The sequence below is a fragment of the Vibrio sp. McD22-P3 genome, from assembly GCF_021568915.1.
GTDB classification, from domain to species: Bacteria; Pseudomonadota; Gammaproteobacteria; order Enterobacterales; family Vibrionaceae; genus Vibrio; species Vibrio mediterranei.
Genome location: NZ_JAKGTN010000013.1, coordinates 24604 through 50617, shown reverse-complemented (window position 1 = coordinate 50617; position 26014 = coordinate 24604). Strand labels below are relative to the sequence as shown.

Genomic DNA, 26014 nt, shown 5'->3' with positions numbered 1-26014 from the left:
AACCACATAGAGATCAAAAAAACATCTATAGTTAGGTTATTGCACACCATTTTATTAGAGCATATACTCTAATCAATTTATTAACATCATCTGTTTTGGAGCAAACATGAAGATAAGGTCCCTACCGCTGGTTGTGGGCGCATTGCTAGGAACGCTTTCTTTCGGTGGCTACCCTGCCGAAGTCTCCTTTGATGAAGCCTGGCAATTGCTTCAACAAAACAATAATTCTCTAGCCGCACAACGAGCCAACGTAGAACGATACGGGCACTTACAAGACGCAAGCGGTAGTTTAAACCTACCTAAGGTCACGGTTGGCGCTAACTACACTCGATTGGATCAAGATGTAACAATTAGTGGCTCGCAATTTGCGGATAGCCTTAGTGGAGTCCCTAACCTACCCGCCGGAGCATTAGGACCGGTCTTAGGACAAGTTGCAAGTGCTCTAGGGGGCATTACTTCCACCATTGAAAACCAAGACATTTTCACCTCTTCAATCCGAGCAGTTTGGCCGATTTTTACGGGTGGTAGAATCACCGCAGCGCAAACCGCCGCCGAGGGTAAAAAAGAAGAGGCTCAAAGCCAGCTTGCAATGGAAGTTCAAGCTCGATACGAAGATCTAAGTAAGTACTATTTTAGTGTGGTGCTCGCGCGCAATGTCGTCGAAACCAGAATGGCGGCAGAAAAAGGGCTAACCAAGCACCGAGACTTCGCAATTAAACTTGAAGAACAAGGACAAATTGCTCGAGTTGAGCGCCTTCAAGCTGAAGCTTCATTAGCCAAAGCGGTGGTGGAGCGCAAAAAAGCACAACACGGCCTAGATATCGCAGAAGCTGCGCTTACCCAAGTTTTGGGGCAATCTGAAACCGTTGAACCTCGTGACCAACTCTTTATCAACGAAAACCTGCCACCTCTGGATGCTTTCGTTGATCAAACCCTCAACACCTACCCTGGCCTTTCCATTCTTGATGCGAAAGAGAAACAAGCAAGTAGCTTGATGAAGGCTGAGAAAGGTAAATATTTCCCAGAAGTATACGCCTATGGTGACTATAGTCTGTATCACGGCGATTCATTGGCCGGACAGATGAAGCCAGATTGGCTAGTTGGTATTGGCGTAAGTGTCCCACTTCTTGAGAACACAGGTCGCAGTGAGCAAATGAAAGCGGCTAACAGTGCGGTATCTCAAGTACAATTTTTAAAGAAACAAGCGAAACAAGACTTAAGTGTCTTAGTTGAAAAAACTTACTTAGAAGCGCAGCAAGCACTCGATGAAGTGCAAGGGTTGAATACCAGTATTCAACTTGCAGAAGAGAACCTCAGGCTACGCCAAAAAGCCTTTTCTCAAGGATTAGGCCGCTCTCTAGACGTGGTCGATGCTGAGCTCTATCTTGCCAGCGTCAAGACCCAGCAAGACGCCGCAAGCTTCCAGTACTTACTGTCATTAAATAAATTACTCGCGCTTTCTAGCGAGATGAACAACTTTTCTACGTATAAATATAACGCTATTACCCCAGCTCAACTAAGAACGAAGGATGCATCATGAACAAGGTAAAACCTACTTTACTGACATTAGGTACGATTGCGATTATTGGTTGGGTTGGATACAAATTTTATGATGCCTATCAAACACCTCCATTTCGACTACAAGGGCAAATCGAGTCTCAGCAATATAGCATTTCATCAAAAGTACCAGGTCGAATTGATGAAGTATTAGTGCGAAAAGGTGACGAAGTAGCTGAAGGCCAACTCATTTTCACCATCCATAGCCCAGAAATCGAAGCCAAACTTGAGCAAGCCGTAGCCGGACAGAAAGCTGCGGGAGCGCTTGCCAAAGAAGCGGAGACAGGCGCACGTAAGCAACAGATTCAAGCAGCAGAAGACCAATGGCGCAAAGCAAAAGCCGCTGCAGCATTACTTGAGAAAACGTATCTACGAGTTAACAACCTATATAAAGATGGTGTGGTAGCTGAGCAGAAACGTGATGAAGCCATGACTCAATGGCAAGCGGCCAAATACACTGAAAGCGCAGCATTTCAGATGTACCAGATGACCAAAGAAGGGGCGCGTTCTGAAACAAAATTAGCGGCGGCAGAAAAAGCTCGAATGGCGGAAGGCGCGGTAGCCGAAGTGGAAGCTTATGCAGCTGACACTAAAATCCATTCTTGGTTTGATGGTGAAGTTTCGCAAGTATTGCTGCACAGTGGCGAACTTGCGCCTCAAGGCTTCCCTGTAGTTACGGTTATTGATACCAAAGACACTTGGGCCGTACTGAATGTACGTGAAGATCTTTTAAGCCAGTTCGAGAAAGATAAAGAATTTGATGCTTATTTACCTGCACTTGATGAAACTGTCACCTTTAAAGTGTTCCACGTTGCTGTAATGGGTGACTTTGCTACATGGCGTTCAACTGACGCGACTCAAGGTTTCGATCTTCGCACTTTTGAAGTTGAAGCTCGTCCAGTAGATAAGGATGTACCGCTTCGTATGGGTATGAGTTTAGTGGTAGAAATGTAGGAAGCCATTATGCCTCACTCTTTTCCAACATTAGCTACACGAAGACTCGCGAAAAGTCAGTTTCATAGCCAATGGCAGATACTACGCCATGACAAATGGCTATTATCCTGCCTCACTTGGGTGCCAATATTATTGTGCCTTTCTATCTATTGGATCTTTTCCCAAGGAATCGCCAGCAACTTACCCATCGGCGTGGTTGATCTGAGTAAGAGCCAGTTATCACAAAAGCTAATTCGAAACTACGATGCCACATCGATGTTGAGTGTCAATCATCAGTACGATGACATTGGTCAAGCTCGTGACGCCCTCATAGAGGGCGATATTTACGCAATTCTAACCATACCGTATGGTTTTGATAAAGCGATAGTGAAATCATTACGTCCAGAAGTGACCTTATTCTATAACAGTCAGTATATACTCGTTGGACGCTTGATTAATTCTGCGGCTCTACAAGCACAAGGCACTTTTAATGCTCAAGTTGAAGTTGTCAAAGCTCTAGCAAAAGGCGACACAACAGGCGCTGCAGCCATGGGTAAAGCAGTCAACGTGAGAACTCAGATAACACCGTTGTTCAACAAAGGCACTAACTATGCTCAGTTCCTAGTGAGTGCTATCGTTCCAGCAATTTGGCAAATCGCTGTTGTGTCGTTCACTGTACTAGTGTTGAGTGCAAACTATAGAATCTCCGGACTCGCTCCTTGGTTAGGGCAAGAAAAACCCATATCAAGATTGGCACAGACCTTGTTCCCTTATTTCCTCTGGTTCTTGTTGCAAGGCACTTTCTTTTTAGTGTGGTTTTACGACTTAATTGGATGGCCAATGGAAGGGAGTTGGCTGGTGCTCTTCTTTGCACAGATCGTTACTACGGTCACCTGTATGATAATGGCAGCACTGTTTTTCTTCTTAACTTGCGATGCTGCACGTGCGATGAGTTTTGCCGGAGCATTTACCGCACCTAGTTTTGCATTTATGGGAATTACTTTTCCAGCGACTGACATGAATCCCCTCGCATTATTTTGGCGCGAGCTATTACCAATCAGTCATTATATTGAAGTTCAGGTAAGCCAAGCAAGTTACGGCGTCACTCCACTTCAGTCACTTTCGCACTTAACACCCATGTTAGGTTACGTCATCCCATTGGTAGTAACGTCTGTATTAATTAAAAAACATATGAGTAAGGAGTTAGTAGCATGACGCTGTTAGAACATGTAAAACTCGAACTCAAAGCCATTCTCACCAATCCGGTAGTTGTACTAACGGTATTTGGTGGCGTGATTTTCTATTCGTTTTTATACCCTCTTCCCTACGCTCAGCAAACACCAAGAGAACAACCAATCTCTGTAGTCAACTTAGATCTCAGTCAAACCAGTTTTCAATTGGAACGGATGGTCGACGCAACACCAAATGTGAAAGTAGTACAGCGAGACCATACTATTGCAGCAGCGAAAGAGGCTTTTTTAAATGGGGAAGTGTCCGGTATTTTGGTGATTCCTGAGCATTTCTACAAAGACCTTATGTTAGGGAAAAGTCCAGTACTTGCCTACGCCGGCGATGCCGCTTTGTTTTTGGTTTATGGAACCGTGGTTGAGGGTCTAGCGCAAGCTGGCGGGACTTTAGCAGCAAAAGCCAAAGTAACCAAATTGCTCATCGATGGCGTACCTCTGGAACTGGCGAGCAAGCAGTATGCTGCGACTCAGCTTAACACCAAGCCTACCTTTAACCCTCGAATGGGATATGTAGACTATGTTGTGCCGGCCGTCTTTGTATTAATCCTTCAGCAAACTCTCGCAATGGCGTCCGGTTTGGTTGGTGGCACGCAACGTCAAGGTAAAGGTTATTGGCGCTCTCAATCAGTATTATCTGTTGTGGCTGTTCGCAGCATTGTGCTTACGCTTATTTACTACCTACTTGGTATGTATTACTTCGGTGCTAGCTTCGAGATGTATGGTATCAGTAAGCTAGCTCACCCCATCGAATTGCTAACTCTAATGTTGCCGTTTTTGCTTACTTCTTGTTTTATTGGCATATTTTTGGGCGCCATTACACCACGAAGAGAACTAGTGACTGTTGTTGTTCTGCTAAGCTCAATGCCTCTGATCTTTTCCGCAGGCTTTATATGGCCAACAGAAATGCTACCAGAGCCCATCAAGTGGTTTGCTGCAATCTTCCCGACGCAAGCAGCAATTAATGGCTTTTTGAAGCTAAATCAAATGGGTGCCGAGTGGTCTCAAATACGTGGGGCATGGACGCAACTTTGGATTCAAGCTTTCGCTTGGGGAAGTCTTGCTGTATACAGCTTCAAGAAATATAGAATCAGCAATGCTGAATAACTGAAAGACAAAACAAAAGGGGCTAATGACATATCATTAGCCCCTTTTATTTTCTTTCGTTGAATTAGCTTCGAACTAGTTCAACCTTTTCTTCGCTTTCACCGGCAGCAGGATCGTTGAACTTATCAATGTTCAATGCGCCTTCCGATTTGGCAACAATACAAGTAACTGCGCTGTCACCTGTGATGTTAACTGCGGTACGAATCATATCTAATAGGCGGTCAACACCCATGATTAATGCAATACCTTCTAAAGGTAGACCCACTTGGTTTAGTACCATGGCTAACATGATAAGGCCAACACCAGGAACGCCCGCAGTACCAATTGACGCAAGGGTCGCTGTCAGAATTACCGTCAGGTAATCACCCATGGTCAAATCAATATTAAACGCCTGAGCAATAAACGCAGTTGCCACGCCCTGCATGATCGCAGTGCCATCCATGTTGATAGTAGCACCGAGTGGAATTGTGAAAGACGATACCTTGTTATCTACACCAAGACGATTTTGAGCCGTTTCCATGGTAACAGGAATAGTTGCGTTAGATGATGCGGTAGAAAATGCAAACATGACAGCATCTTCCATCTTCTTCAAGAAGGTAACAGGACTTAAACCTGTAAATGACTTAAGCATGACACTGTACGTCACCAAGCCATGCAACAGTAATGTGGCCGTTAGAACGAAGAAGTACTCTGCAAGGTTAAAGATGGCGCTTAAACCTAAACCAGTAAACAGCTTAGCCATTAAGAAGAATACACCATAAGGGGCGATGTTCATTAACAAGGCTACCAACTTCATGATCACTTCGTTAAGGTCACGGAACACAGCCGCGATTCGCTCTCCAGGTTCGCCCGCAGCACTAATCGCAATACCGAACAATACAGCAAACACGATAACCTGTAGTGTTTTACCTTCTGCCATTGCGCTAATAGGGTTAGTTGGGAACATGTCAATGATGACCTGCCCTAAAGATGGGGCTTCAGCAGCGGCAAATGAACTAGCGGCAGTAAGGTCTGCACCTGCACCCGGTTGGAACACAGTGCCCATGGTAAGAGCTAAGGTGATCGCAACTGCTGTCGTCGCTACATAAAAAAGAACAGTCTTACCACCTAAACGGCCTAGAGTGGTTACGTCCTTCAAAGAACTCGTACCACAAACTAGCGATACAAAAACCAAAGGTACAACAAGCATCTTCAAGCTGGCGATGAAAATTTGGCCACCAACTTCGAACAAACCATTAACGATGTATGCGTCTACAAATCCGTTCTCAGCAAACAAGCTTCGAATCGCGAAGCCCGTCAAAATACCTGCAACCATACCGATAATCACTCGTGTAGTCAGTGACATTGGTTTTTTGGTATTAGTCATAATTACTCCTTATTTTTATATTGCTTAGAGATGGGGACATCTAAAAGCCGGAGCAGATTAGCAGCTAGACGCTGACGATTAGAATTACAAATTTGTTTTCTGATTCTGCACTGTGACTGGGATCACTCATGTTGTTACACACAGCACGCCGACAAAAACCTTAATGCTACATTTTACCAACAAAACAGCATGCAATATAACACCAATGGCCACAACTAATATTATGTTCTTTTAAAGTTCACATAAGAAATATTAATACCTGACTAGCATCTCAATATACCATCTTAATGAAATAAAAATACCCAGCACATAATTCTGGGTATTTTGAAATGAAAGGTAAATAATCTAAGCCATCAAATAGACACAAGACTCAGTTCGAAAACAACAGCAGTTTCTTCTGGAATCCTAGGGTGTTCATCTTCTTTATAAGCTAAGTGAGCTGGGACATATAAACGCCACGTAGAGCCTAGCTTCATCTGTTTTAGCACGACTAACCAAGAGACAGGAGCCTGATTTAAAGAAATCGTTAGCGGCTCAGGCAGATGTACAGAGCTATCAACTTGACGTCCGTTTAGAAGCCAAGTCTTATGTCTGACCTTACACTGCGTTCCTGACGAGACACTAGCGAGCTCATTCCCCTCTTTTAGTATTTCATACTGAATACCAGAGCTATGGGTTGTTACTTCGCGGCGCTGACCATTCTTTTTGAAAAAAGCTTGTTCAAATTCTGTTTGTTGCTGCTTTAGCTGTTTCTCTGTTTCTTTGCGCTGGTCTTCCATCTGTTGCTTCAACTGCTCATTTTCAGACGGGTCAAATGGCCATTCTTTTTGCATGAATGTGTCCATGATGGCTTCTTGGACAATTTTGATATTCATTTTTGGAAATGATTTTTTGGCAAGCTCCAACGCGATCTCTCGACCGTAGATATAGCTTACTTTTTGTTCTAACGTCTCTATTTCCATCCCAACCTCTCAACAACTAACTCTTGGTCTAATGTTAAGACTTCTTATACAGAAAAAAAGTATGTTACGGATAAAAAGGCTTGATACTGGAAAAAGAAAAGGACCAAGAGGTCCTTTTGCATTGATGATTATGTGAACTTTAGGTCAGTTCATTATCTGGCAGGGAATCGACCACTGGCAAAGTTTGCAATACGTATTGACCAGGAGCACTACCTACTACAGGATATTCTTCATTTCCTGTTGAAAACGGTTCAACTTGCTCTTCCGCGCTAAACTGTTTGAGCCACTCGTTCCAGTGCAGCCACCACGACCCCTTATGGTGTTCTGCATTCCCTATCCACTCTTCTGCGGATTCTTCTAGAGTAGAATTAGTCCAGAAACCATATTTCTCTTTTGCGGGATGATTGACGATACCTGCAATATGCCCTGATTCGCCCAATACGAAAGTTTTGTTCCCACCCATTTTCAACGCACCGCGATAAGTTCCTTGCCAAAGTGCAATATGATCCTCTTTGGTGGAAATAAAGTAACTTGGGATTCGTATCTTATCTAAGTCTATCCACACGCCGCCGATTTTCACACCTTTATCCTGAATCAGCTTGTTTTCAAGGTATAGCTGTCTTAATAGAAAATTATGTGTAGCTGCAGTTACATTAGTGCTATCACTATTCCAGTACAACAAGTCGAAATCTACGGGACTGTTACCCTTAAGGTAATTATCGACATAGTAGTTCCAGTAAAGACTATTTTCTCGAAGCAAGCTAAATGTCACACTGAGTGAGCGACCATCCATATAACCTATGGCGTTATTTTGTAGTTCAATAGCTCTGATGATGGTGTCGTTTATATAAGCTCCTACTTCGCCTGGCTGGCTATAATCAAGCAACGTGGTGAAAAACGACGCTGAGACAATCCGTTTCTTCATACGTTTGGCGGCATAATACGCCACAGTGGAAGCGAGGACAGTGCCACCAATACAATATCCGGCAGCATTGATCTGATCTTTACCGGTGATCGACTCAATGGCAGAAACTGCTTTGACAACACCATTAGTCACGTAGTCGCCAAATTCCACCTTAGCTTGAGAAGCGCCAGGATTTCGCCACGACATCATAAATACACTGTGGCCCTGCTCCAGCAACCATTTAACCATCGAGTTTTTCTCACGAAGATCGAGAATGTAGTATTTGTTGATGAAAGGCGGAACGATAAGCAATGGTGTAGAGTTCACCACTTCTGTTACTGGACGATATTGAATCAGCTCAAATAGCTCATTCTGATAGACAACATCTCCAGCCGTATTAGCGACATGTTCACCTATTTGGAATGCTTCAGTATTCGTCATGCGAATTTTCAGCACATCAGCACTTGCTTCGATGTCCTCTTGGAACTGCTGAAGTCCAGCAAGCAAGTTTTCTCCATTTTGCTCAACAGTTAGTTTAAGTAGCTCAGGATTGGTGGCGATGAAATTCGTTGGTGAGAGTGCATTCAACGTTTGTCGGGAGAAAAACGTCAATCGCTCTTTGATTTTCTCATCGACACCTTCCACCGAGTTGATGGTCTCTAAATAAGTCTTACTGAAAAGAACATAGGACTGCTTGATGAAGTTATAAAACGCTTCTTCTTTCCATGCATCATCTTCAAATCGACGGTCGCCTTTTTCTACAGAAACGACCTCTTCTTTACTTGATTGCAGTGCTACTCGCTGCCAAATCTCTAGTTGTTGAGTCCACCATTTAGTTTGCATGTCCAACATAGCAGCGGGTTGCTGTGAGGCCTTATCCATAAAAGCTGCAGTATCTTCTGCGTTGAGTTCCTGCATTGCTTTAGTTAGAGGGCTATTAACGGCTGCCTTGCCTTGCTCGAAGTCTTTCCACCATTGCTGGTTGCTCTCCTGCAGTTTCACAAGGTAGTCCGAAAAGAAGTTTTGAAACATAGTTAAAACCCTTTTCTTGGAAAACAAAAAAGGCTGCGGGAACGAGTGCCCCCGCAACCCTAATAAAAAAACTGAATCATTAAGCTGGCGTGTTAGCTTTTACTGTTTCAGTTGTTAGAGCTTCAATATCTTCTTTGAATTCTTTCGCAACTTGTTGGAGCTTATTACTGTCATCCATCATTTGTTGAGATAGGCGAGACAGTGTATTAAGTTGTTGGCTATTAAAAACAGCAAATGATGACACGTCTTTAATTTCGGAGGCCGCTTTCATTTGGCTTAAACCAAGCTCACTGTACGAACGCATGGCATTAAGTTGCAGTTCAGTTAGAGTCTCTACATTTTTCGTCATCAATTTGTTGAATTTTGCATATGGTTCAAACGTTTTTTCTGACTGTTCATTGAAAACTTTAAAGATATCCGTGTACATGATTATTTCTCCTAGGAAATATATTCCAATTTTATATAACTATCCCATTAATATTTGGGAATCCGACAACACTGTAATGAGCTATTAACAATTACGTTTTTTAAGACTTGCAGTTTTTCAAAAGTACTGCTGTTCCCATACCACCACCCACACATAAAGATGCAACGCCGATATTCTTTTGTTCGCGTAACATTTCATGAATAAGAGTGACAATAATTCTATTACCAGACGCTCCTAATGGATGTCCTAGGGCAATAGCACCACCATTTGGATTAGCTTTTTGTAAAATAGACTCCGCAGACACACCATGCTGCGATGCTAAGTTGCGTATAACCCCTAACGCTTGGGCCGCAAACGCTTCGTTAAGCTCAAACACATCCACGTTTTCTATGGTTAAGTCAGCTTTACTAAGCACTTTAGTCACCGCTTGAACTGGGCCAAGTCCCATTACTTGCGGGTCAATACCAGTTTGAGCGCAGTTAACGACTTCACATAATGGTGTCAACCCTAAGCGTTCAACCGCCGACTCGGAAGCCACAACCAAAGCGCTAGCACCATCATTAATGCCCGACGCATTACCCGCCGTCACTGTACCTTCTCTATCAAATGCAGGCCTTAACTTAGATAAGCCTTGCATGGTCGCGTCTAGTTTGGGGTATTCATCGGTCGAAAATTCGACGCTTTGACGTCGAATTTTCACCTCAACGGGTTGAATTTCATCTATAAACTTCCCTGCTTCAATGGCTGCGGCCGCTTTTTGTTGACTTTGTAGGGCATACGCATCTTGATCGTCACGAGAAATATCGACTTCCTTAGCGATGTTTTCAGCGGTCACGCCCATGTGGTAAGCATTAAAGACATCGGTGAGTCCATCTGAAACGAGAAGATCCTTTGCAGTGATATCCCCCATTTTATGGCCTGAACGTGCCGATGCTGGCATAGCAAACGGGATCTGCGACATAATCTCAACACCAGCAGCGACAACAACTTCTGCCTCGCCTGATTTGATATGTGATGCGGCGTCCATGAGCGTTTTCATTCCGCTACCACATACCATGTTTAGCGTATAAGCTGGAACTTCCGCTGGAATACCTGCATAGATAGAAGCTTGTCGTCCTACCCCCATGCCTTGATTTGCACTCACAACATTACCGACAATCACTTCATCTATGTCGTTAACAGTTATACCGCAAGCATCGACCGCACCAGCAATCACTTCCGATGCAAGTTTTCCAGCAGTAACGTTCTGTAAGCTGCCACCAAAACTACCGATTGCTGAACGCTTTGCTGCAACAATAAAAACTTTTTCCATTATCTGTTCCCTTGATTACGCCATGTATAGGCCGCCATTGATGGCAACCGTTTCACCTGTGATGTAAGCGGCCTCTTCACTTGCCAAAAATGCTACCGTGGCGGCAACTTCTTCTGGTTTTGCTAGGCGTTTCAGTGGAATGGTGCTTTTAATGGAATCGAGAACGTCTTCACGCATCGCCTCAACCATAGGCGTGCTTGTATAACCAGGTGCAACAACATTTGCTGTAACTCCAGATCTAGCACCTTCTGAAGCAAGCGCTTTGGTAAAGCCAATCATTCCAGCTTTTGCTGCAGCGTAATTCGCTTGGCCAAACTGCCCTTTTTGACCATTTACCGATGAGATATTGATGACACGGCCATTACCTTTTTCACACATAGCCGCGAAAAGAGGTTGCGTCACGTTATAAACACTATTCAGATTAGTGTTGATGACATCAAACCACGCTTCAGCCTTCATTTTCTTAAACTGGCCATCCCTCGTAATACCAGCATTGTTTACGACCAGATCAAATGTCCCTTCTTCTTGCTGAAGTTGATTTAGCTTTTCGTTACACTCCTCAGTATTTGTAACATCAAGTTCAAACAGCCTTACTTGGTCTTCTGTGAAACCCTTGCTGTCGAACCATTCCTTAGCGCATGAATAGTTACCTGTGTTATAGGTAGCAATCAGACGATATCCTTTATCGACAATTGCAGATGATATTGCGGAACCAATTCCGCCTTTTGAACCGGTGATTATTGCGAGCTTCTTCATTAATGACTCCATTCCTAGCAACTAGCATTTAGCTATTGATGTAAACAAACTAAATTCTGACGTCCTAACTTGCGCATTTATTATGATGACTGACTTTATTATTGATATTACTGAGCTTTTGTTACGCTTTGACTTATGGATATTAAATTAATGAAATCTTAATATTTAACCACCCTTTAATCGTTGCACTGAGTATTACTTAGATACTGATCACAATCATGAAATCACTAAATTACATTTTATTCCTCTTTTTTCCTGAAGCAAAACCCAGAACCAAATCCTCACCAAGCCTTTAAATAACAACAACTTTAATTTTATAGTAGTATTAATAAAGACTAGCCATGCACCAAAATAATGATTACTATCTATCAATAACATTTAATTACAATTGATAATTTCCATCACATTATTCTTAGATTGAATAATATAGATCACTGAAAGATATGAGATATTTATTTAGAGCTAAAGCTTAAATATCATCAAATGTAAATGGTCTGATGTAGATATATATAGCCAAAGCACCATACTGATGCAATACACATTATTTTGGTGCTTTTCATTAAGACGTGATCTTTTTCACAAACTCTCACAGCGCTTTAACATTAATACCTTGCACAATAACATGTTTACCTTCTTCCATAGAAAAGGCCCCTGAACTTAAAGTCCAAGGGCCTTCAAAGCTAAACACTTATATGTAGCTGCCTATCTTAGTTCAGCTTTGCCAGTAACTCCTTAACAGCAACGCTTAGTTGGCGGTCTCTGTCAGAAGCGACGTCGTCAGGTGAGTTATAAACCAAGATATTAGGCTTCACCTCATTGTTCTCGAACCACTTACCCTGATCATTTTTGAAACCAAGTTGCGGTACACCATATTCCAATAATGGTTCTTGCTGGTTTTCCCAAAGCACGTAGGTTCCCGTTCCTGGTACACGTTCACCCACTAGTTTTCCAATTCCCTCTTTCTGATAAAAGTAAGGTACAACTGAACCATCTGAGTAACTCGATGCATTCGCTAACATTATGCTAGGTTTTGCCCAACGGCGAAGTGGAAATGAGCCTGCTGAATAGCCATCTCTCGATACCGCGGAGCTGTGTCTCACACCAGATAATAGATTCATTATTTGATCATGTAGGTTCCCTCCGACATTGTATCGGACATCAATAACAACTGCTTCTTTATCTCGATATCGACCGAACAATTTGTTGACTAGCTGACGGTATGAATCGTTACCCATCTCAGGAATATGGATATAGCCCAGACGCCCATTTGATAACTTATTGGTAAGTACTTCACGCTCCGTTACCCAACGTTTATACGAGAGTTTCGCTTCGTCAGACAACGAGACAGGCTTAACGGCTACGGATATCGTTTTCTTATTCCCAGGAGTAAGAACAGACAGTCGAGTTACTTTACCTTCTAGGTTATTAAGCAATGGATAAATATCCTTGCCAGGTTGAACATCTACCCCGTTCACCGAGTAAATAATGCTACCTGATTTAATCGGGTTATTCGGTAGATCTGCTGGCCCTCCTAGTAGAACGCTACGAACTCTTGCACCTTTCCCTTGATATTTATCATCGTAAATAATGCCAAGTGATGCTGGCGACTCCCAACTACCAGGATGCATCCTATACGTAGAACCAGTGTGTGAGGCGTTCAACTCACCAGCCAACTCACTTAACAACTGAGCAAAGTCATTATAATTATGTATGCTTGGTAAATGTTTTGCATACGCCTCTCTATACCAATCCCAGTCAACTCCATGTAAGTTCTTGTCGTAGAATTTTGTCTTGGTCAAGCGCCATACATGGTCAAATATATACTGTGTTTCTTTCGCAAAGTCATATTCTGCATCCAAGCTAAAATGAACGTCCTCACTATCGCCATTAGCTAAATCGATTTTCTCTAGTTGTCCATGGCCAATGAGCATCAACATCGTTCTGTCAGGCGTTACCGTCATGGCTTGGATGTCATCCGCGGAGCGTGTGAACATCACTTCATGATCCCCTGTTAAAAGATTCAGGTGCACAAATTCGATATCATCGCCGCGTTGATTGGCAACAACCATTTCAGTGTTGTCGGGAGAAAGGTAACTCGCCAAAACTGACATAGAATAAGGCGTTAAGCGGTGGATTCTATCTTGAAGGTCGTTGACATCAATCAGAGTTTTATTGTTTGGAGCAGAAGCGTGTTCTTCTTGCTCAGCTAACCACGCTTGGTCTTGAGATAGACCCAAGTTTGCTTCTGTTTTTTTATTTAGAGTGACCGCATATACGTCACCATTTACGGTACTGCCATCCAGTTCTGTCAGTCCGTCTTTGTCTGAAGTCCAGTAAACAACCTGACCATCATCAGAGAACTTTGGTGCAAATTGAACAAATCCGCTGTAGCTCAATGTGATGGGTTTGTTCTCGCCTTTGCTATCAAGTAGAACAATATTATTAGCACTTAACGTACTACCATCACGAGATACAATATACTGATCATCTGGCGACCACTGATAGCGCCAATCTGAGTCCTCGTAGGAATACATAGATTGACTATTAAGAAGTGTCGTTATGGCGCCATCTTCAATAGTCATTACTTTTAACGTATTTCTTGATTCTCTGTATGCGATGCGTGTGTCATCATGAGACAACACAGGTTGGGTCTCATCTACCGGCGTATCCGTGAGTTGCTGTTCTGTTATCTGACTTGCCGTAAGAAAGCTCTTATCGTGATCGCCTATATGACTCGCAAATAAATCCCAATTCCCTGCTCGCTCAGAGCCATAAAGTAATGTCATTCCATCACTCGCGAACGAAATGTCTCTTTCTGCTTGTGGGGTATTCGTCAACCGACGTGCCTCTCCGGTCAACGTAGAGATGACAAATACCTCCCCTCGAGCTACGACGGCGACTTCCGGAGCTGTTGGTGATACCGCTAGTTCAGTAATCTCATAGGCCAAATTCACGTTTCTAGTACTGCTATCACTGCGCGCTTTACGTATTTTGATGTCAACTTCATGCGCTGCCTTATCGCCTTTCCTCTTAAGCCAAATACCACCGTCAAACCCGTAAGCTAAATCACCTTGGGTGCTAATCGACAAAAACCTAACGGGTAACTTTTGATGATGAGTTACAGCAACAGCATCACCTTCAGGCTCAGTCAAAGATTGCTTCCAGATGTTAAAACTGCCTGAACGTTCAGATAAGAAATACATGGACTGGTCATCCTCAGACCAAACTGCATTGCGATCTTCACCTCTAAACGTTGTTAATTGTGTGTGTTTGTGACTTTTAGCATCATATTTCCAGATATCTCTTGCTGCATCTGATTGAGCTCCTTTGCGCCACTGTTGTTCGGTATAAGAAGGCAAATCAGTATACAAAGCCTGACTACCATCATGAGAGACCGAATAACTGCTCACTGAATTTTCTAACAAAACCTGCTCTCGACCACCCTTTGCAGGAACTGTGTAAAGTCTGTATGAACGGCCAAAGAATCCGTTATTTAATTCACTATCACCATTACCAATCCTAAAAGATTGAAATAAGACTTGGCTACCATCAGCACTAAAGGAATATGGGATATCCTCGCTACCGTGGAAAGTTAATCGTTGAGATTTATGAGTGTTCATGTTCAAAACAAACACATCTCCCCGACCATACTGGTTAGATTGGTATGCTAACGACTGTCCGTCAGGAGACCATACAGGATTTGAGCTATAAACCGTCTCACTTGTAAGCGGAACCGCATCGCCACCCTTTGCGTTAGCTACCCAGACTTGGCCACTGTAAGTAAATGCAATCTGATCACCGTTCGGAGAAATAGCAATGTCTCGATACCATGATGAGCCCTCTGATGTTTGTGCAATAAGCAAAGAGGTGTGGCTAGCAGAGAAAAGGATAAAGCCCACTCGGGCTAAATGTGAAAATTTCATGGATTCCCTTAAGTGTTGCGTTTTTACCCATCATGCCACAGATTTGGGCGGGAAATTTTCATCACGAAATCATTGTAAATACAGACAAGTATTCGCCATTTTATCAAGCAATCACTCACCAACAAAATATACAGGATAATCCTCTATATATTTTATTTCATACAAAATTAAAACACTGCCAGATAATATATCCAATCATCTTTGCACTAATGAAATCTTATTCCTCAACCTTATACCGTTGCTTCATACATACACAAAAATACAAGTTGCTACAAAGCATTGACTCTGTTCTACCAAAATTAAGCGTGTGAGAACTAACTCTATCCTTTTTTGTTTCATTTTTGTTACGCTGGTTTTGAGTTACACTACGCTTTGCAAAAACGTCGTACCATAAGGACATGGATTGATGAGCAACACCAAAACCTCTCCCACTCAGGCTATTCGAAAGACCCTCATATTGGGCGCGTTTGCCATTCTTAGTTTCTTAGCCTTATTTTTCTATACACAACATTCTGTTGATAGCACCAAAAACCAATTGATTTCGCTTCAAAAGAGCATTCTTACCGCATCAAACAACATGCTAATGATGCGTCGTCACGAAAAAGATTTTGTTGATAGAGTCGACCAAATCTATCTACAGAAAATGGAAACGGATTATCAGAACATTCTAGAGGAATTAGGTTCGATAAATGCAACCATTATAAATTCTGGACTTAACACAGATTACGATGGACAGCTGGCCCTATCACATGTCGATGACTATGTTCAACGCTTCTACTTATTGGCTGATGTCGTGTTACTTATTCATGGTTCAGAGGGTGAACCCGGCCTTATTGATAATTTAAAGCAGAAGGCGCTCGCATTTGAATATGCCTTGATTCAAGCCAATTCGACACCACTTGATTATATTGCTCTAACAACCAAAGATTTGATGTACCAGTTCTTCGCCGAGTTTGACCCTACTGTTCTACCAAGAATTGAACGAACCCTCGTTCAAATGCAATCAGAGATAAGCGCTCAGAACGCCTCATACGAACTCCTATATAAATTTCAGCAGTTCCGACTTGCTTTTTATGCGCTGCAAAGCGCATACGAGAATTTTGGTTACTCCTATCAAGAAGGACAACTTGGTGAACTTAGAACCACCATTCATAAGCTGGAAGGCAAACTGAATACCCTGTTTAATGTTTTACCAAAACAGATAAACAGCGAAATCGGTAAGCATCAAAATCATCAATCTCTTGCTACAATTTCGCTTATCACTGCCATTGTTCTCATCCTACTTTATGTTGTTAGACAAACCTCTACCCTAGAGAAAAAACTGATTGATGCTCGAGAACAAGAGAAACAAGCGAATCGAGCTAAGAGCGCATTTCTGGCAAATATGTCTCATGAGATTCGTACGCCACTTAACGGTATTTTAGGTATGACTGAGATCCTCGGAGATTCCAAGCTTAGTGCCATCCAAAAAGATTACCTGGCGACCATCAATGCATCATCCCAGACCTTACTCATGCTGATTAACGATATACTCGATCTTTCAAAAATCGAATCCGGGCATTTAGAGATTTGTCCTCACACGACAGCAATAAAAGAGACTATCTTTGATACTGCGGCACTAATCGCACCCAAAGCACAGCAGAAACAACTCGATATTCTCATCGATATCGATCCAGATCTCCCTGACTATGTAAAAGCCGACGAACAAAAAATTCGCCAAACATTAATGAATTTAGCTTCCAATGCGATTAAGTTTACTGAAACAGGCAGCATCGCTTTCTCTCTAAAGTTGAGAGCTCAGACAAAAGACAGTGTCACCATTGGCTTTTCCATCCGAGACACAGGGATAGGCATTGATGAAAAGAAGCAGAAACACGTTTTTGAAGAGTTTAAACAGGAAGAGGTCGATACCTCGAAAGACTATGGCGGCACTGGTTTAGGCTTGGCTATTTGCGCAAAGATGGTGGAAATGATGGGTGGCAACATTCAGCTTGATTCAATCAAGGGTGAGGGCTGTCACTTCTATTTTGACCTCAAATTTAGCCGCGACAGCCATTGTGTCAGTGATGAGCCGTCACTATGTGTTCAATACTTCACAGACTCTCCAAATACACTGTTGCTTTCGGAACTAGAGCGTTACGGGGTGAAATTCGCGCACTCCGCTGTATCAGACATCAACACGTTGGAACTCACCACTGATACGATCATTATTCTTGATAGCAACGCCAACTTCTCCTCAGTTCAAGCACAATTCGAAGAGCATAATATTGTCCTATTGCGCGACAACAAAGAAGCTGCTGATGCCAATAACTTAAAGGTTTCTGCGTTTTTAACATCGCCACTATTTGGTAACAGATTGATCAACAGCCTGCGCAACCTTAAGAAGTCAGAAACTCATTCAGAATTGACTGGCGATAATGATACTAATTCAAAACCAAAGAGAACCTTTAGAATTCTGGTTGTTGAAGATAATAAAATAAACCAACAAATCGTTGGTTTAAATTTGAAGAAGCTATCCATCAGCTTTGTTATCGCTAACAACGGCCAAGAAGCGGTTGAGATTTATCAACGTGACTATTCGAGTATTGGACTTATACTTATGGATTGTATGATGCCTGTGCTTGATGGTTTTGACGCAACTAAAGCGATTCGCGAGTTCGAAGCTAAGAAAGCTCTTAAGCAAACTCATATTATTGCGCTAACGGCCTCAGTGCTCGATGACGATATTCAAAAATGCTATCAAAGCGGCATGGATGACTATTTACCAAAACCTTTTAAGCGCGAAGTGTTGATGGAGAAACTAGACTCTAAGTTCCAAGCATCCTGATAAACCAAGGAGTGTTTATGCTGAATAACTACATCGATGTCTTAAAGAACAACTATGCGAACTTCAATGGACGAGCGACACGGAGGCAGTACTGGAGTTACGTGTTAGTCAGCTTTGTCATTGCCTTACTGTTCAACATCATCGATAGAATTGTTGGTGCCGGTAGTGAGCAATTCGGGTTATTTGGTACATTTTATTCTTTAGCCGTACTAGTACCCACCTTGGCCGTGGGGTGCCGACGACTACATGATACAGGTCGAAGTGGTTGGTGGTTATTCCTCTACTTGATTCCCTTGTTAGGTGCTCTCATTTTAGTCATCTTTTTCATTTTCAAGAGTGATCATGACAATGAATACGGAGCGGCTCCCTCTTCTCTCTAGTGAATAGTAAAAGAGACTCGCATAGAGTCTCTTTTAGTTTTTGAGGTCCTTATTAGGCCCCGATGATGCCGCCATCTGTGCACGTAATCATCATTACAGATGAACGTGGTATCGACTTACCACCTTCAGGGAAATGTGATGGAGCAAGATCTTCGCCTGGGTGCTGCACACCAACAAACATTGTCTTATAGTCTGGAGAGAAGGTTAACCCAGTAATCTCACAGGCTATTGGCCCGGTCAGGAAGCGGCGGATTTCACCCGTTTGTGGGTCACTACAAAGCATTTGGTTGTTGCCCATACCTGCAAAGTCCCCCTTGTTTGAGTATTTACCATCGGTTTGAATCCATAACCTACCAGCGCGGTCAAAACCAATTCCATCGGGGCTATTGAACATGTTGTCCTTATTGATGTTGTCACTGCCCGCCATCAAACCAGCTTCGTGTACTTCGGGATTGCCCGCAAGTACATAAATATCCCAGTTAAACGTTCCTGCAGAGTGATCACCTTTTGTCGGCCTCCAACGAACAATGTGACCATATGGATTCTTTTCTCTTGGGTTTACCGCGTTCAGTGGCTGCGATTCTTTAACACCACGATGTTTATTGTTGGTCAACGTACAGAATACCGACTGATTGTCCGGATGTACGGCTACCCATTCTGGACGATCCATTGTTGTCGCACCAACTTGGGTGGCTGCCTCTCGAGCAAAAATCATCACTGAAGCCGCATCAGGGAAGCCGTTTTCAGGTGTTAGACCATTGTTACCCCATGTAAGCTCCAACCACTCACCAGTTCCGCTCAATTCACCTTCTGTTCCAGTGAATTTAGCAACGTATAATGTTCCTTCTTCAAGGAGATCACGATTAGAATCTGCACCTGCTACGTATTTTTTCTTAGATATGAACTTATATAAGTGCTCACCACGTTCATCATCACCTAAATACACCACAACATGGCCATCATCATTGATCGTCAACGCCGCATTTTCGTGTTTGAAGCGGCCAAGAGCACTACGCTTTTTTGGGGTTGCATTAGGATTCATCGGATCAACTTCAACAACCCAACCATGACGATGCGGTTCGTTAGGGTCTTTAGCCATATCAAAACGCGTATCATACTTATACCAGTCATACCCTCTGTCTTTATTACCCAGACCATAACGCTTATAGCGGTCGCCTAATTCACTACCAGAAGTATTAGCGAAATAGCCATTAAAGTTCTCTTCGCAAGTTAGGTAAGTCCCCCACGGCGTTTGCCCATTAGCGCAGTTATTAAACGTACCGAGTATCTTCTTACCCGACTTATCAGCATTGGTTTTAAGCAGTTCATGACCGGCAGCAATACCCGTCATTTCCATTTCTGTGTACGCCGTGATTCGACGGTTTAGGCGGCCATCTACATTCACTTGCCACTTGCCATTGTTCTTTTCTAACTCAACAACCGACACCCCGTGTGCTGCCTGTGCTTTTCTAGCATCATCTGCTGAAATATTATTACCTTGATGTTCATAAAGGTACTCGTTGTTGGTGTACTCATTATTCACAACAAGAACAGCTCTGTCGTTGGAAATTAAGAAAAACGTCATACCGTCATTGTTGTCACCAAATTGAAGTTCCTGCGCCTGCGCATTGTTCGACTGGCTAAACGCCGGTGCACCTTTTTTGATAGCGTCACCCCAAGAGACCAATACATCTGCCTGATAACCTTCTGGTACTTCAACTGTATCGGTTGTTGAAATAGGAATAGCATCAAAGCCAATTAACTGCGATTTGCTTGGCATAGTGTTAGCAACAGCCTGACTAATAGGACTCGCAGCAAAAAAGCCAGCCGTTCCAGCAGCCCCCGTTGCTTTTAGAAAACGACGACGCGACATAGCAGCTTCAACAAAACGATTGAATTCTGGTTCTTGGTCGAGCGCTCTTTGATCTGGAGTTCGATTAAAATGCTTCACTTTGACTTCCTTTCTACTAAAGAAAAGGCCATTAAATTGGCCGTTATTACTATTGTGGCCGCTATGATGCAATCAAATTGTGACATCTCAGTTACAAATAACTAACACTTATATTATTAGAAGTTTCTTTATGGACGATTTGGTGTCTGTATAAGTTAACCTCCCTACACAAACACTGCTATGAAATAGATATTGCTTTTAAGTACAGTATTACTCCAATAACAATCGAACACTAAACCTTAATAAATTGTGGATTTTTCTTTCCTTACTATTTGAAATGTCGCTGCTTTTGTCCGAGTCTTAATTGATATGGATAAGAAATGAGCTAGGTATGGACACAACATTCTCTTCAGGTATTCAGGGCATTAAAAAAGTGCTGCTGCCATCAGTGCTTATCAATATTCTTTCTCTTGCCGTGCCTTTAACGGTGCTACAGATTTATGACCGCATAATTCCAAACCAAAGTTACGGCACTGCGACGTTGCTACTAGCAGGCGCAACGATAGCGGTATTACTTGATGCTTTACTCAGATACGTTCGTTCTAGGGTACTAGCCGCAGAATCTTCCATGCTCGAACAACAACGTTACGCAGAAACAGTTCGGGCGTTAGCAACGTCACCTATTAAGGAAATTAAGCAATTAAAAGTGGGAGGCGTTCAGAACGGATTAGAAGCTATCGCAAAAATCAAAGATCTCTATTCAGGGGGACTTCTATCTGGATTGATAGATATTCCTTTTGCGCTGTTGTTCCTATTTTTAGTTTACTATGTTGGCGGAAGCTTAGTAGCGGTACCTATTGTTGTATGGGCTATTACATTCAGCTTCGTCTGGCTGTCAGGTAAAAGAGCAAAACAACGAAGCTTAGAGCATGCCATTACCGAGGACGCAAGAGCGGGGTTTGTACTCAATCTCAACCGTAACATTCTTGGTATCAAACGTCAGGCAAATGAATATAAGACGTATGCAGCTTATAAGGGTATTAATCAGGAACATCGACTTACTCATTCAGAAGACGAACGAAAGAACGCCTTCGCTCAAGAATGCATCTATCTAGCCTCCTTGGGAACCTCCGTTATTTTAGTCATAGCCGGTGCCTCCCATGTTCTTTCTGGAGAACTAACAACTGGTGGGCTTGCTGCTTGTTCCATCTTGGCTGGCCGAGCGGTAGCGCCACTTAGCGCACTGACTAGTTTGAATATTCGTTATGCTAATATGCAAACCGCCATACAAAGCGTAAATGCGTTATTAAAACTCTCACCTCAAGACCAGAGCATAAGCGCTGCTTTACCATCTTTTTCATCACTACATATGAACAATCTAGCAATAAAGCGCTTCTCAAAAACCTATGTAGTTAATGCCAGTATTTCTTCAGGCTCAATCTGTCAAATCACCTGTCCCGATAAGGAAGCAGCTAGCCACTTTCTCACTACAATAGGAGGGGCTAATCAGGAGCATGCCGGTCAGTTCTTGTTAGATACCGACACAACTTCTGCTTTGTCGCGCCAATATTCGAGCTCTTACATAGGATCTCGTTCTTCAATTCTTCAAGGCTCTATTTTAGACAACTTATGTGGGTATAAGCCCGAGCTTTCTGAACGCGCCTTAGCATACAGTAAGTCACTTGGCTTGTATGACGTGCTAACTCAGCTACCGGATGGTTTCGAAACCAAACTGGGGGATCTTCCGACTATACCGTTAAGCCACAGCAGTATCCGCTTAATCAACATTTGTTTTCAGCTCGCTCGCCCTACCTCCATTATTTGTATTGATTTACCTGAATTGGACTTAGACATAGATACTTGGCCTAAGTTAGCAGAAATCATCCAAACAGAAGCGAACAACGGCCGAACCATATTTCTAGTCAGTTTTAATCACACTTTTACCTCTATATGTGACAACACGATCTTATTGCAGCTTGATGCGAACGCTGAGCAAGGAGAGAACAATGAATAATATTGAAACAGCCTCATTGTTGTCACTCAGAGCACTCGAAGTGAACAGCAACGTCGATGTGTTCGCTCATCAATGGGTAGAAGAAAATGGCCTCGATAACTTAGAAGACTATTTGAGTATGCTCGACCGACTCAATGTGCCTTATCGAATCGTCAATGCACAGCAACAGCTTCATACGAAATCTTATAAAGTGGCAGTTTTGGTCACCGACCAACAACTGATAATCGCTCAACCCAAGGACCAAGTCTTATTCGAAGTAACCAATGACACCCCTTTTTCATCACAAGATTTAAAACAATTCAGCATCGCGATCTTACTAGAGGGCTCACCTCCTGATAAACCCGACCCCAACTGGATGGGCACAAGGTTGGACGCTTACAAAGTGGTGGTCCCAAAAGTTGCGTTAGCGAGTTTGTTTTCTAACTTATTCGCACTGGCGATTCCTTTCATCACAATGTCTATCTACGATCATGTCATTGGTGGTGATGCAGCCCACGAGCTACAGGGAATTGCAATAGGAGCAGGCATTCTGTTTTTCATGCTTTGGTTGCTTAGAGTGGTACGAAGCCAGACGTTAACCACTGTCGCCAATCGAATAAGTCGCGAAATTTCCGATGCGCTCATTAAAAAACTACTGACCGGAAGTTATAACGTTTGTAAGGCAACCCCTCAACAAAGCCAAATCAATCAATTGAGTTTTGCGGATAGAGTCGCAGGGGTTCTCGCTGGCCCTCTAGGAAACGCGCTATTTGATATCCCATTTGTCCTGCTATTCATCATAGCGATTGCTATATTGGGAGGTTGGTTAGTCATCGTTCCTATTGTCGCCCTCGGTCTGTATTACGTGGTCGCTCGCAGTAGTATCAAAAATTCAGCTTTAAAAGCCAATCAATCCACCATTGCAGGAACCAACCGCCAAATGCTCATAGCCGAGCTATCTACCCACCTCGGTTTTATGCGTAGTGGCCAACTACTAGAAGGTTGGTTGTCTCGATTTGATAAAGCAAACCACTTAGCCGCTCAGAATGGCTTCAAACAGACAGTACACCAAGCGAAATACACATCGATTTACTACGCCATAGGCGTGACCTCGACGCTCGCTGTCGTTGGTTTGGGCATCGATTTGATTTTTAACCAAGTGATGTCGGCTGGTGGACTGATCGCAACCATGATGTTGATTTCCCGAGTAACAGGGCCTGCCCAAACCCTCGCTAACAGCGCTTTTAGGCTTCAGCAGCTTAAGCAAACACAAATGACGATCAATCGAACGCTCACTCTAAATTCGGAAGAAGCATATCGATATCAACATCATACTTTGCCAAGTTCACCGCCACGGATTGAACTCGACCAAATTACTCTCCGCTATGCTAAACAGGCTAAACCGGCTCTTAGTGGGGTAAGTGCAGTCATAGAGCCAGGAGAAATCATAGCCATTACAGGGCCCTCTAACAGTGGTAAAACAAGCCTTATCGACACTATCGCAAGTTTCCAACCAGTGCAAAACGGTGTCGTTAATATCAACGGTATTAACTTAAGCCAATACGCGCCATTGCTCTATCGCCATTGGATGTTCTACAAAGCTGCTCATCCTCAAGTGCTCCTGACTAACATCCGTGAATGGTTCTCGGATAAACAGGAGATACAAGATGCAGAAATTATCCATGCTATTGAGCAAGCAGGTGGTAAAGATTGGCTAAACTCATTACCAGCTGGACTTGATACCAAACTCACCGAATTCTGGCCTGCCAGTATGTACGATTTATTGTCACGGTATGAAGCTAGAATGTTGATTGCTGCAAAAGCCCTCGCCATTCATTACCCTCTCTATTTGCTCGATAACCCTCTTCATGACTTGTCACCTAAGTCCGTTGAACTGTTTAAGACCTTCCTTAATAAAAAAAGAGGTCACTCTACAATTCTATTCAGTTCACAAGATCCCGAGTTAATTAAGCTAGCAGACAAAGTTATCGTCTTAAACCAAGGCGCTGTCGCCTACTTTGGTGCCCTGAACGAAGAGAACAATAGTGACAGCACAATGGAGGTCGCTGCCAATGAATAAATCTCAGTATGCTGAAGCAATCGAATCACAACAGACCAAGAAGCTATTGTCTGTAATCACTTATTCAATCGCCTTGTGTGTGATTGCATTTGGTACTTGGTCAGCTGTAACTCAAGTTGATGAAATTGCCAAGGCAAAAGGCACGGTCGTCCCAGAAGGTGAGCGTCAGATCATTCAAAGTGATATTGGTGGCAAATTGAAAACCATTTCTGTCGCAGAAGGCGATATGGTCGAAGAGGGTCAAGTGTTGGTTGAGTTTGATGCGACCTTCCAAACAACAGCCTTGGAGGAATTGAAAGCTCAACAAGCTTCTCTCAATTTAACGATAGAAAGATTATCTTCACTTATTGACGAGCGCGAGCCTGATTTTGATTTATACCAAAGCCAATATCCAGAACTCGTTGCACAGCAGAGAGCTCAGCGCAGCGCGCAAGTTGCTCTATACTATCAAAAGCGGATAGTGCTAGAAAAAGAAGCGGAGCAAATCGCAGAACAATTACGCAGTACAGAAAAAGCCATTCCAGCTTACGAAAGACAGTTAAGCGCGTCAAAACAAGAGCTCAGCATACTTCAAAAAGGACAAAAAAGCGGTAATATTTCAAGACTTCGTGTTCTTGAAATGCAGCAAAAAGTAGCCTCTATTGAACAGCAAATTGAAGAAGCGAGGGGTAAAAAAGCTCTGCTAATCAAACAGGCAGATTCTAATGATGAAAAGATCTCCCAGTTGCTCGCGGAAGCCAAAGTCGAGGTAGCCGATCAGCGCTCCAAAGCTGCCTCTGAACTCTCTGCACTAGAAGCTCGTGTTCGCTCTGGAGAAGCGAAGCTGACTAATACTGTTTTGACATCACCTCTACAAGGTTTAGTTCAAAGTATACCGAGTACAAAAGTTGGTGCTGTAATTCAGCCAGGGGGAACCGTGGTCGAAATCGTGCCAATTGGAGGCACGGCAGACTTTAAAGCTCAGCTATCTCCGAGAGATATAGGTTTTGTTAACGAGGGACAAAGTGCGAGAGTCAAAATTGATGCCTACGACTATAGTCGATTCGGAGCTCTTAAAGGTATCGTAGAGTCCATCTCCCCTACAACCAGCAAGGATGAGAAAGGCAATATCTTCTACGAAGTCACCATTGCAGTCGAGAAGCCCTACTTTAGGGACGACCCAGATAGATTTGCGTTGTTACCGGGAATGACCGGTGAAGTGGATATCACCACTGGCGAAAAAACGGTGTTCCAATATCTGTGGAAACCGATATTCACAAATATCAGCCGTGCCTTTGGTGAGCGATAATCTTCTCAATCATTAATATTCGCTAGTTTGAC

General features: G+C 43.0%; 17 protein-coding genes. 9 read left to right on the top strand and 8 right to left on the bottom strand.

Features of this window, described 5'->3' with window-relative positions; genetic code table 11:
* The first annotated feature begins 106 nt into the window (after positions 1 to 106).
* From L2W36_RS16075 to L2W36_RS16060, 4 genes are read left to right on the top strand one after another with little or no spacing between them, the layout of a single operon-like run.
* The gene (locus tag L2W36_RS16075) at positions 107 to 1540 is read left to right on the top strand and encodes a TolC family protein (RefSeq protein WP_236110597.1); all 1434 of its coding nucleotides are present in this window, start codon (positions 107 to 109) and stop codon (positions 1538 to 1540) included.
* A complete protein-coding gene (locus L2W36_RS16070) occupies positions 1537 to 2511 on the top strand; it encodes an HlyD family secretion protein (protein ID WP_006072406.1) in 975 nt (324 codons plus the stop codon). Before L2W36_RS16075 ends, L2W36_RS16070 begins: the two co-directional genes overlap by 4 nt.
* A gap of 9 nt (positions 2512 to 2520) precedes the next feature.
* Positions 2521 to 3705, top strand: a complete 1185-nt coding sequence (locus L2W36_RS16065; protein WP_236110596.1) for an ABC transporter permease — start codon at positions 2521 to 2523, stop codon at positions 3703 to 3705.
* Positions 3702 to 4841: an ABC transporter permease gene (locus L2W36_RS16060; protein ID WP_236110595.1), complete on the top strand. Its 1140-nt coding sequence runs from the start codon at positions 3702 to 3704 to the stop codon at positions 4839 to 4841. The genes L2W36_RS16065 and L2W36_RS16060 overlap by 4 nt, the downstream gene beginning before the upstream one ends.
* Positions 4842 to 4905: 64 nt before the next feature.
* Here the strand turns inward: L2W36_RS16060 and L2W36_RS16055 are convergent, their stop codons facing one another.
* From L2W36_RS16055 to L2W36_RS16025, 7 genes are all read right to left on the bottom strand, one after another.
* Entirely contained in the window at positions 4906 to 6207 is a 1302-nt protein-coding gene (locus L2W36_RS16055; protein WP_063606768.1) for a dicarboxylate/amino acid:cation symporter, read from the bottom strand.
* 353 nt (positions 6208 to 6560) lie between these two features.
* Positions 6561 to 7169 (bottom strand): FKBP-type peptidyl-prolyl cis-trans isomerase N-terminal domain-containing protein, encoded by a 609-nt coding sequence (locus L2W36_RS16050; protein WP_006072399.1) that lies wholly within the window; start codon positions 7167 to 7169, stop codon positions 6561 to 6563.
* Between the two features lie 139 nt (positions 7170 to 7308).
* Positions 7309 to 9105 (bottom strand): class I poly(R)-hydroxyalkanoic acid synthase, encoded by a 1797-nt coding sequence (gene phaC / locus L2W36_RS16045; protein ID WP_236110594.1) that lies wholly within the window; start codon positions 9103 to 9105, stop codon positions 7309 to 7311.
* 79 nt (positions 9106 to 9184) lie between these two features.
* Complete coding sequence (locus L2W36_RS16040; protein WP_006072396.1) at positions 9185 to 9532, bottom strand: phasin family protein; 348 nt, start codon at positions 9530 to 9532, stop codon at positions 9185 to 9187.
* A gap of 100 nt (positions 9533 to 9632) precedes the next feature.
* On the bottom strand, positions 9633 to 10844 hold the full coding sequence (locus tag L2W36_RS16035; protein ID WP_006072393.1) for an acetyl-CoA C-acetyltransferase: 1212 nt from the start codon (positions 10842 to 10844) through the stop codon (positions 9633 to 9635).
* 15 nt (positions 10845 to 10859) lie between these two features.
* The gene (locus L2W36_RS16030) at positions 10860 to 11600 is read right to left on the bottom strand and encodes an SDR family oxidoreductase (protein WP_236110593.1); all 741 of its coding nucleotides are present in this window, start codon (positions 11598 to 11600) and stop codon (positions 10860 to 10862) included.
* Between the two features lie 707 nt (positions 11601 to 12307).
* Positions 12308 to 15523, bottom strand: coding sequence for a S41 family peptidase (locus tag L2W36_RS16025; RefSeq protein WP_236110592.1), 3216 nt, complete (start codon positions 15521 to 15523; stop codon positions 12308 to 12310).
* 406 nt (positions 15524 to 15929) lie between these two features.
* Here L2W36_RS16025 and L2W36_RS16020 point away from each other — a divergent pair, with 406 nt between their 5' ends.
* Together L2W36_RS16020 and L2W36_RS16015 are read left to right on the top strand one after the other, a co-directional pair.
* Complete coding sequence (locus tag L2W36_RS16020; RefSeq protein ID WP_236110590.1) at positions 15930 to 18350, top strand: hybrid sensor histidine kinase/response regulator; 2421 nt, start codon at positions 15930 to 15932, stop codon at positions 18348 to 18350.
* 17 nt (positions 18351 to 18367) lie between these two features.
* On the top strand, positions 18368 to 18730 hold the full coding sequence (locus tag L2W36_RS16015; protein ID WP_051868199.1) for a DUF805 domain-containing protein: 363 nt from the start codon (positions 18368 to 18370) through the stop codon (positions 18728 to 18730).
* Between the two features lie 52 nt (positions 18731 to 18782).
* On the opposite strand, the gene L2W36_RS16010 is transcribed toward L2W36_RS16015, so the two are convergent.
* The gene (locus tag L2W36_RS16010) at positions 18783 to 20603 is read right to left on the bottom strand and encodes a PhoX family protein (RefSeq protein ID WP_236110660.1); all 1821 of its coding nucleotides are present in this window, start codon (positions 20601 to 20603) and stop codon (positions 18783 to 18785) included.
* Positions 20604 to 21012: 409 nt separating this feature from the next.
* Here L2W36_RS16010 and L2W36_RS16005 point away from each other — a divergent pair, with 409 nt between their 5' ends.
* The 3 genes from L2W36_RS16005 to L2W36_RS15995 are packed head-to-tail and all read left to right on the top strand — an operon-like array spanning position 21013 to position 25982.
* Positions 21013 to 22635, top strand: coding sequence for an ABC transporter transmembrane domain-containing protein (locus L2W36_RS16005; protein ID WP_236110588.1), 1623 nt, complete (start codon positions 21013 to 21015; stop codon positions 22633 to 22635).
* Positions 22628 to 24694: an ABC transporter transmembrane domain-containing protein gene (locus L2W36_RS16000; protein ID WP_236110586.1), complete on the top strand. Its 2067-nt coding sequence runs from the start codon at positions 22628 to 22630 to the stop codon at positions 24692 to 24694. Before L2W36_RS16005 ends, L2W36_RS16000 begins: the two co-directional genes overlap by 8 nt.
* Positions 24687 to 25982 carry an HlyD family type I secretion periplasmic adaptor subunit gene (locus L2W36_RS15995; protein ID WP_107306913.1) on the top strand — a complete coding sequence of 432 codons (1296 nt, stop codon included), beginning with the start codon at positions 24687 to 24689 and terminating at the stop codon, positions 25980 to 25982. The genes L2W36_RS16000 and L2W36_RS15995 overlap by 8 nt, the downstream gene beginning before the upstream one ends.
* Positions 25983 to 26014 lie beyond the last annotated feature (32 nt).

Excerpts from the sequence above, each read along its gene's own strand:
- L2W36_RS16075 (WP_236110597.1), top strand. The coding sequence starts at position 107 with ATGAAGATAAGGTCCCTACCGCTGGTTGTGGGCGCATTGCTAGGAACG.
- L2W36_RS16070 (WP_006072406.1), top strand. The coding sequence starts at position 1,537 with ATGAACAAGGTAAAACCTACTTTACTGACATTAGGTACGATTGCGATT.
- L2W36_RS16065 (WP_236110596.1), top strand. The coding sequence starts at position 2,521 with ATGCCTCACTCTTTTCCAACATTAGCTACACGAAGACTCGCGAAAAGT.
- L2W36_RS16060 (WP_236110595.1), top strand. The coding sequence starts at position 3,702 with ATGACGCTGTTAGAACATGTAAAACTCGAACTCAAAGCCATTCTCACC.
- L2W36_RS16055 (WP_063606768.1), bottom strand. The coding sequence starts at position 6,207 with ATGACTAATACCAAAAAACCAATGTCACTGACTACACGAGTGATTATC.
- L2W36_RS16050 (WP_006072399.1), bottom strand. The coding sequence starts at position 7,169 with ATGGAAATAGAGACGTTAGAACAAAAAGTAAGCTATATCTACGGTCGA.
- phaC (WP_236110594.1), bottom strand. The coding sequence starts at position 9,105 with ATGTTTCAAAACTTCTTTTCGGACTACCTTGTGAAACTGCAGGAGAGC.
- L2W36_RS16040 (WP_006072396.1), bottom strand. The coding sequence starts at position 9,532 with ATGTACACGGATATCTTTAAAGTTTTCAATGAACAGTCAGAAAAAACG.
- L2W36_RS16035 (WP_006072393.1), bottom strand. The coding sequence starts at position 10,844 with ATGGAAAAAGTTTTTATTGTTGCAGCAAAGCGTTCAGCAATCGGTAGT.
- L2W36_RS16030 (WP_236110593.1), bottom strand. The coding sequence starts at position 11,600 with ATGAAGAAGCTCGCAATAATCACCGGTTCAAAAGGCGGAATTGGTTCC.
- L2W36_RS16025 (WP_236110592.1), bottom strand. The coding sequence starts at position 15,523 with ATGAAATTTTCACATTTAGCCCGAGTGGGCTTTATCCTTTTCTCTGCT.
- L2W36_RS16020 (WP_236110590.1), top strand. The coding sequence starts at position 15,930 with ATGAGCAACACCAAAACCTCTCCCACTCAGGCTATTCGAAAGACCCTC.
- L2W36_RS16015 (WP_051868199.1), top strand. The coding sequence starts at position 18,368 with ATGCTGAATAACTACATCGATGTCTTAAAGAACAACTATGCGAACTTC.
- L2W36_RS16010 (WP_236110660.1), bottom strand. The coding sequence starts at position 20,603 with ATGTCGCGTCGTCGTTTTCTAAAAGCAACGGGGGCTGCTGGAACGGCT.
- L2W36_RS16005 (WP_236110588.1), top strand. The coding sequence starts at position 21,013 with ATGGACACAACATTCTCTTCAGGTATTCAGGGCATTAAAAAAGTGCTG.
- L2W36_RS16000 (WP_236110586.1), top strand. The coding sequence starts at position 22,628 with ATGAATAATATTGAAACAGCCTCATTGTTGTCACTCAGAGCACTCGAA.
- L2W36_RS15995 (WP_107306913.1), top strand. The coding sequence starts at position 24,687 with ATGAATAAATCTCAGTATGCTGAAGCAATCGAATCACAACAGACCAAG.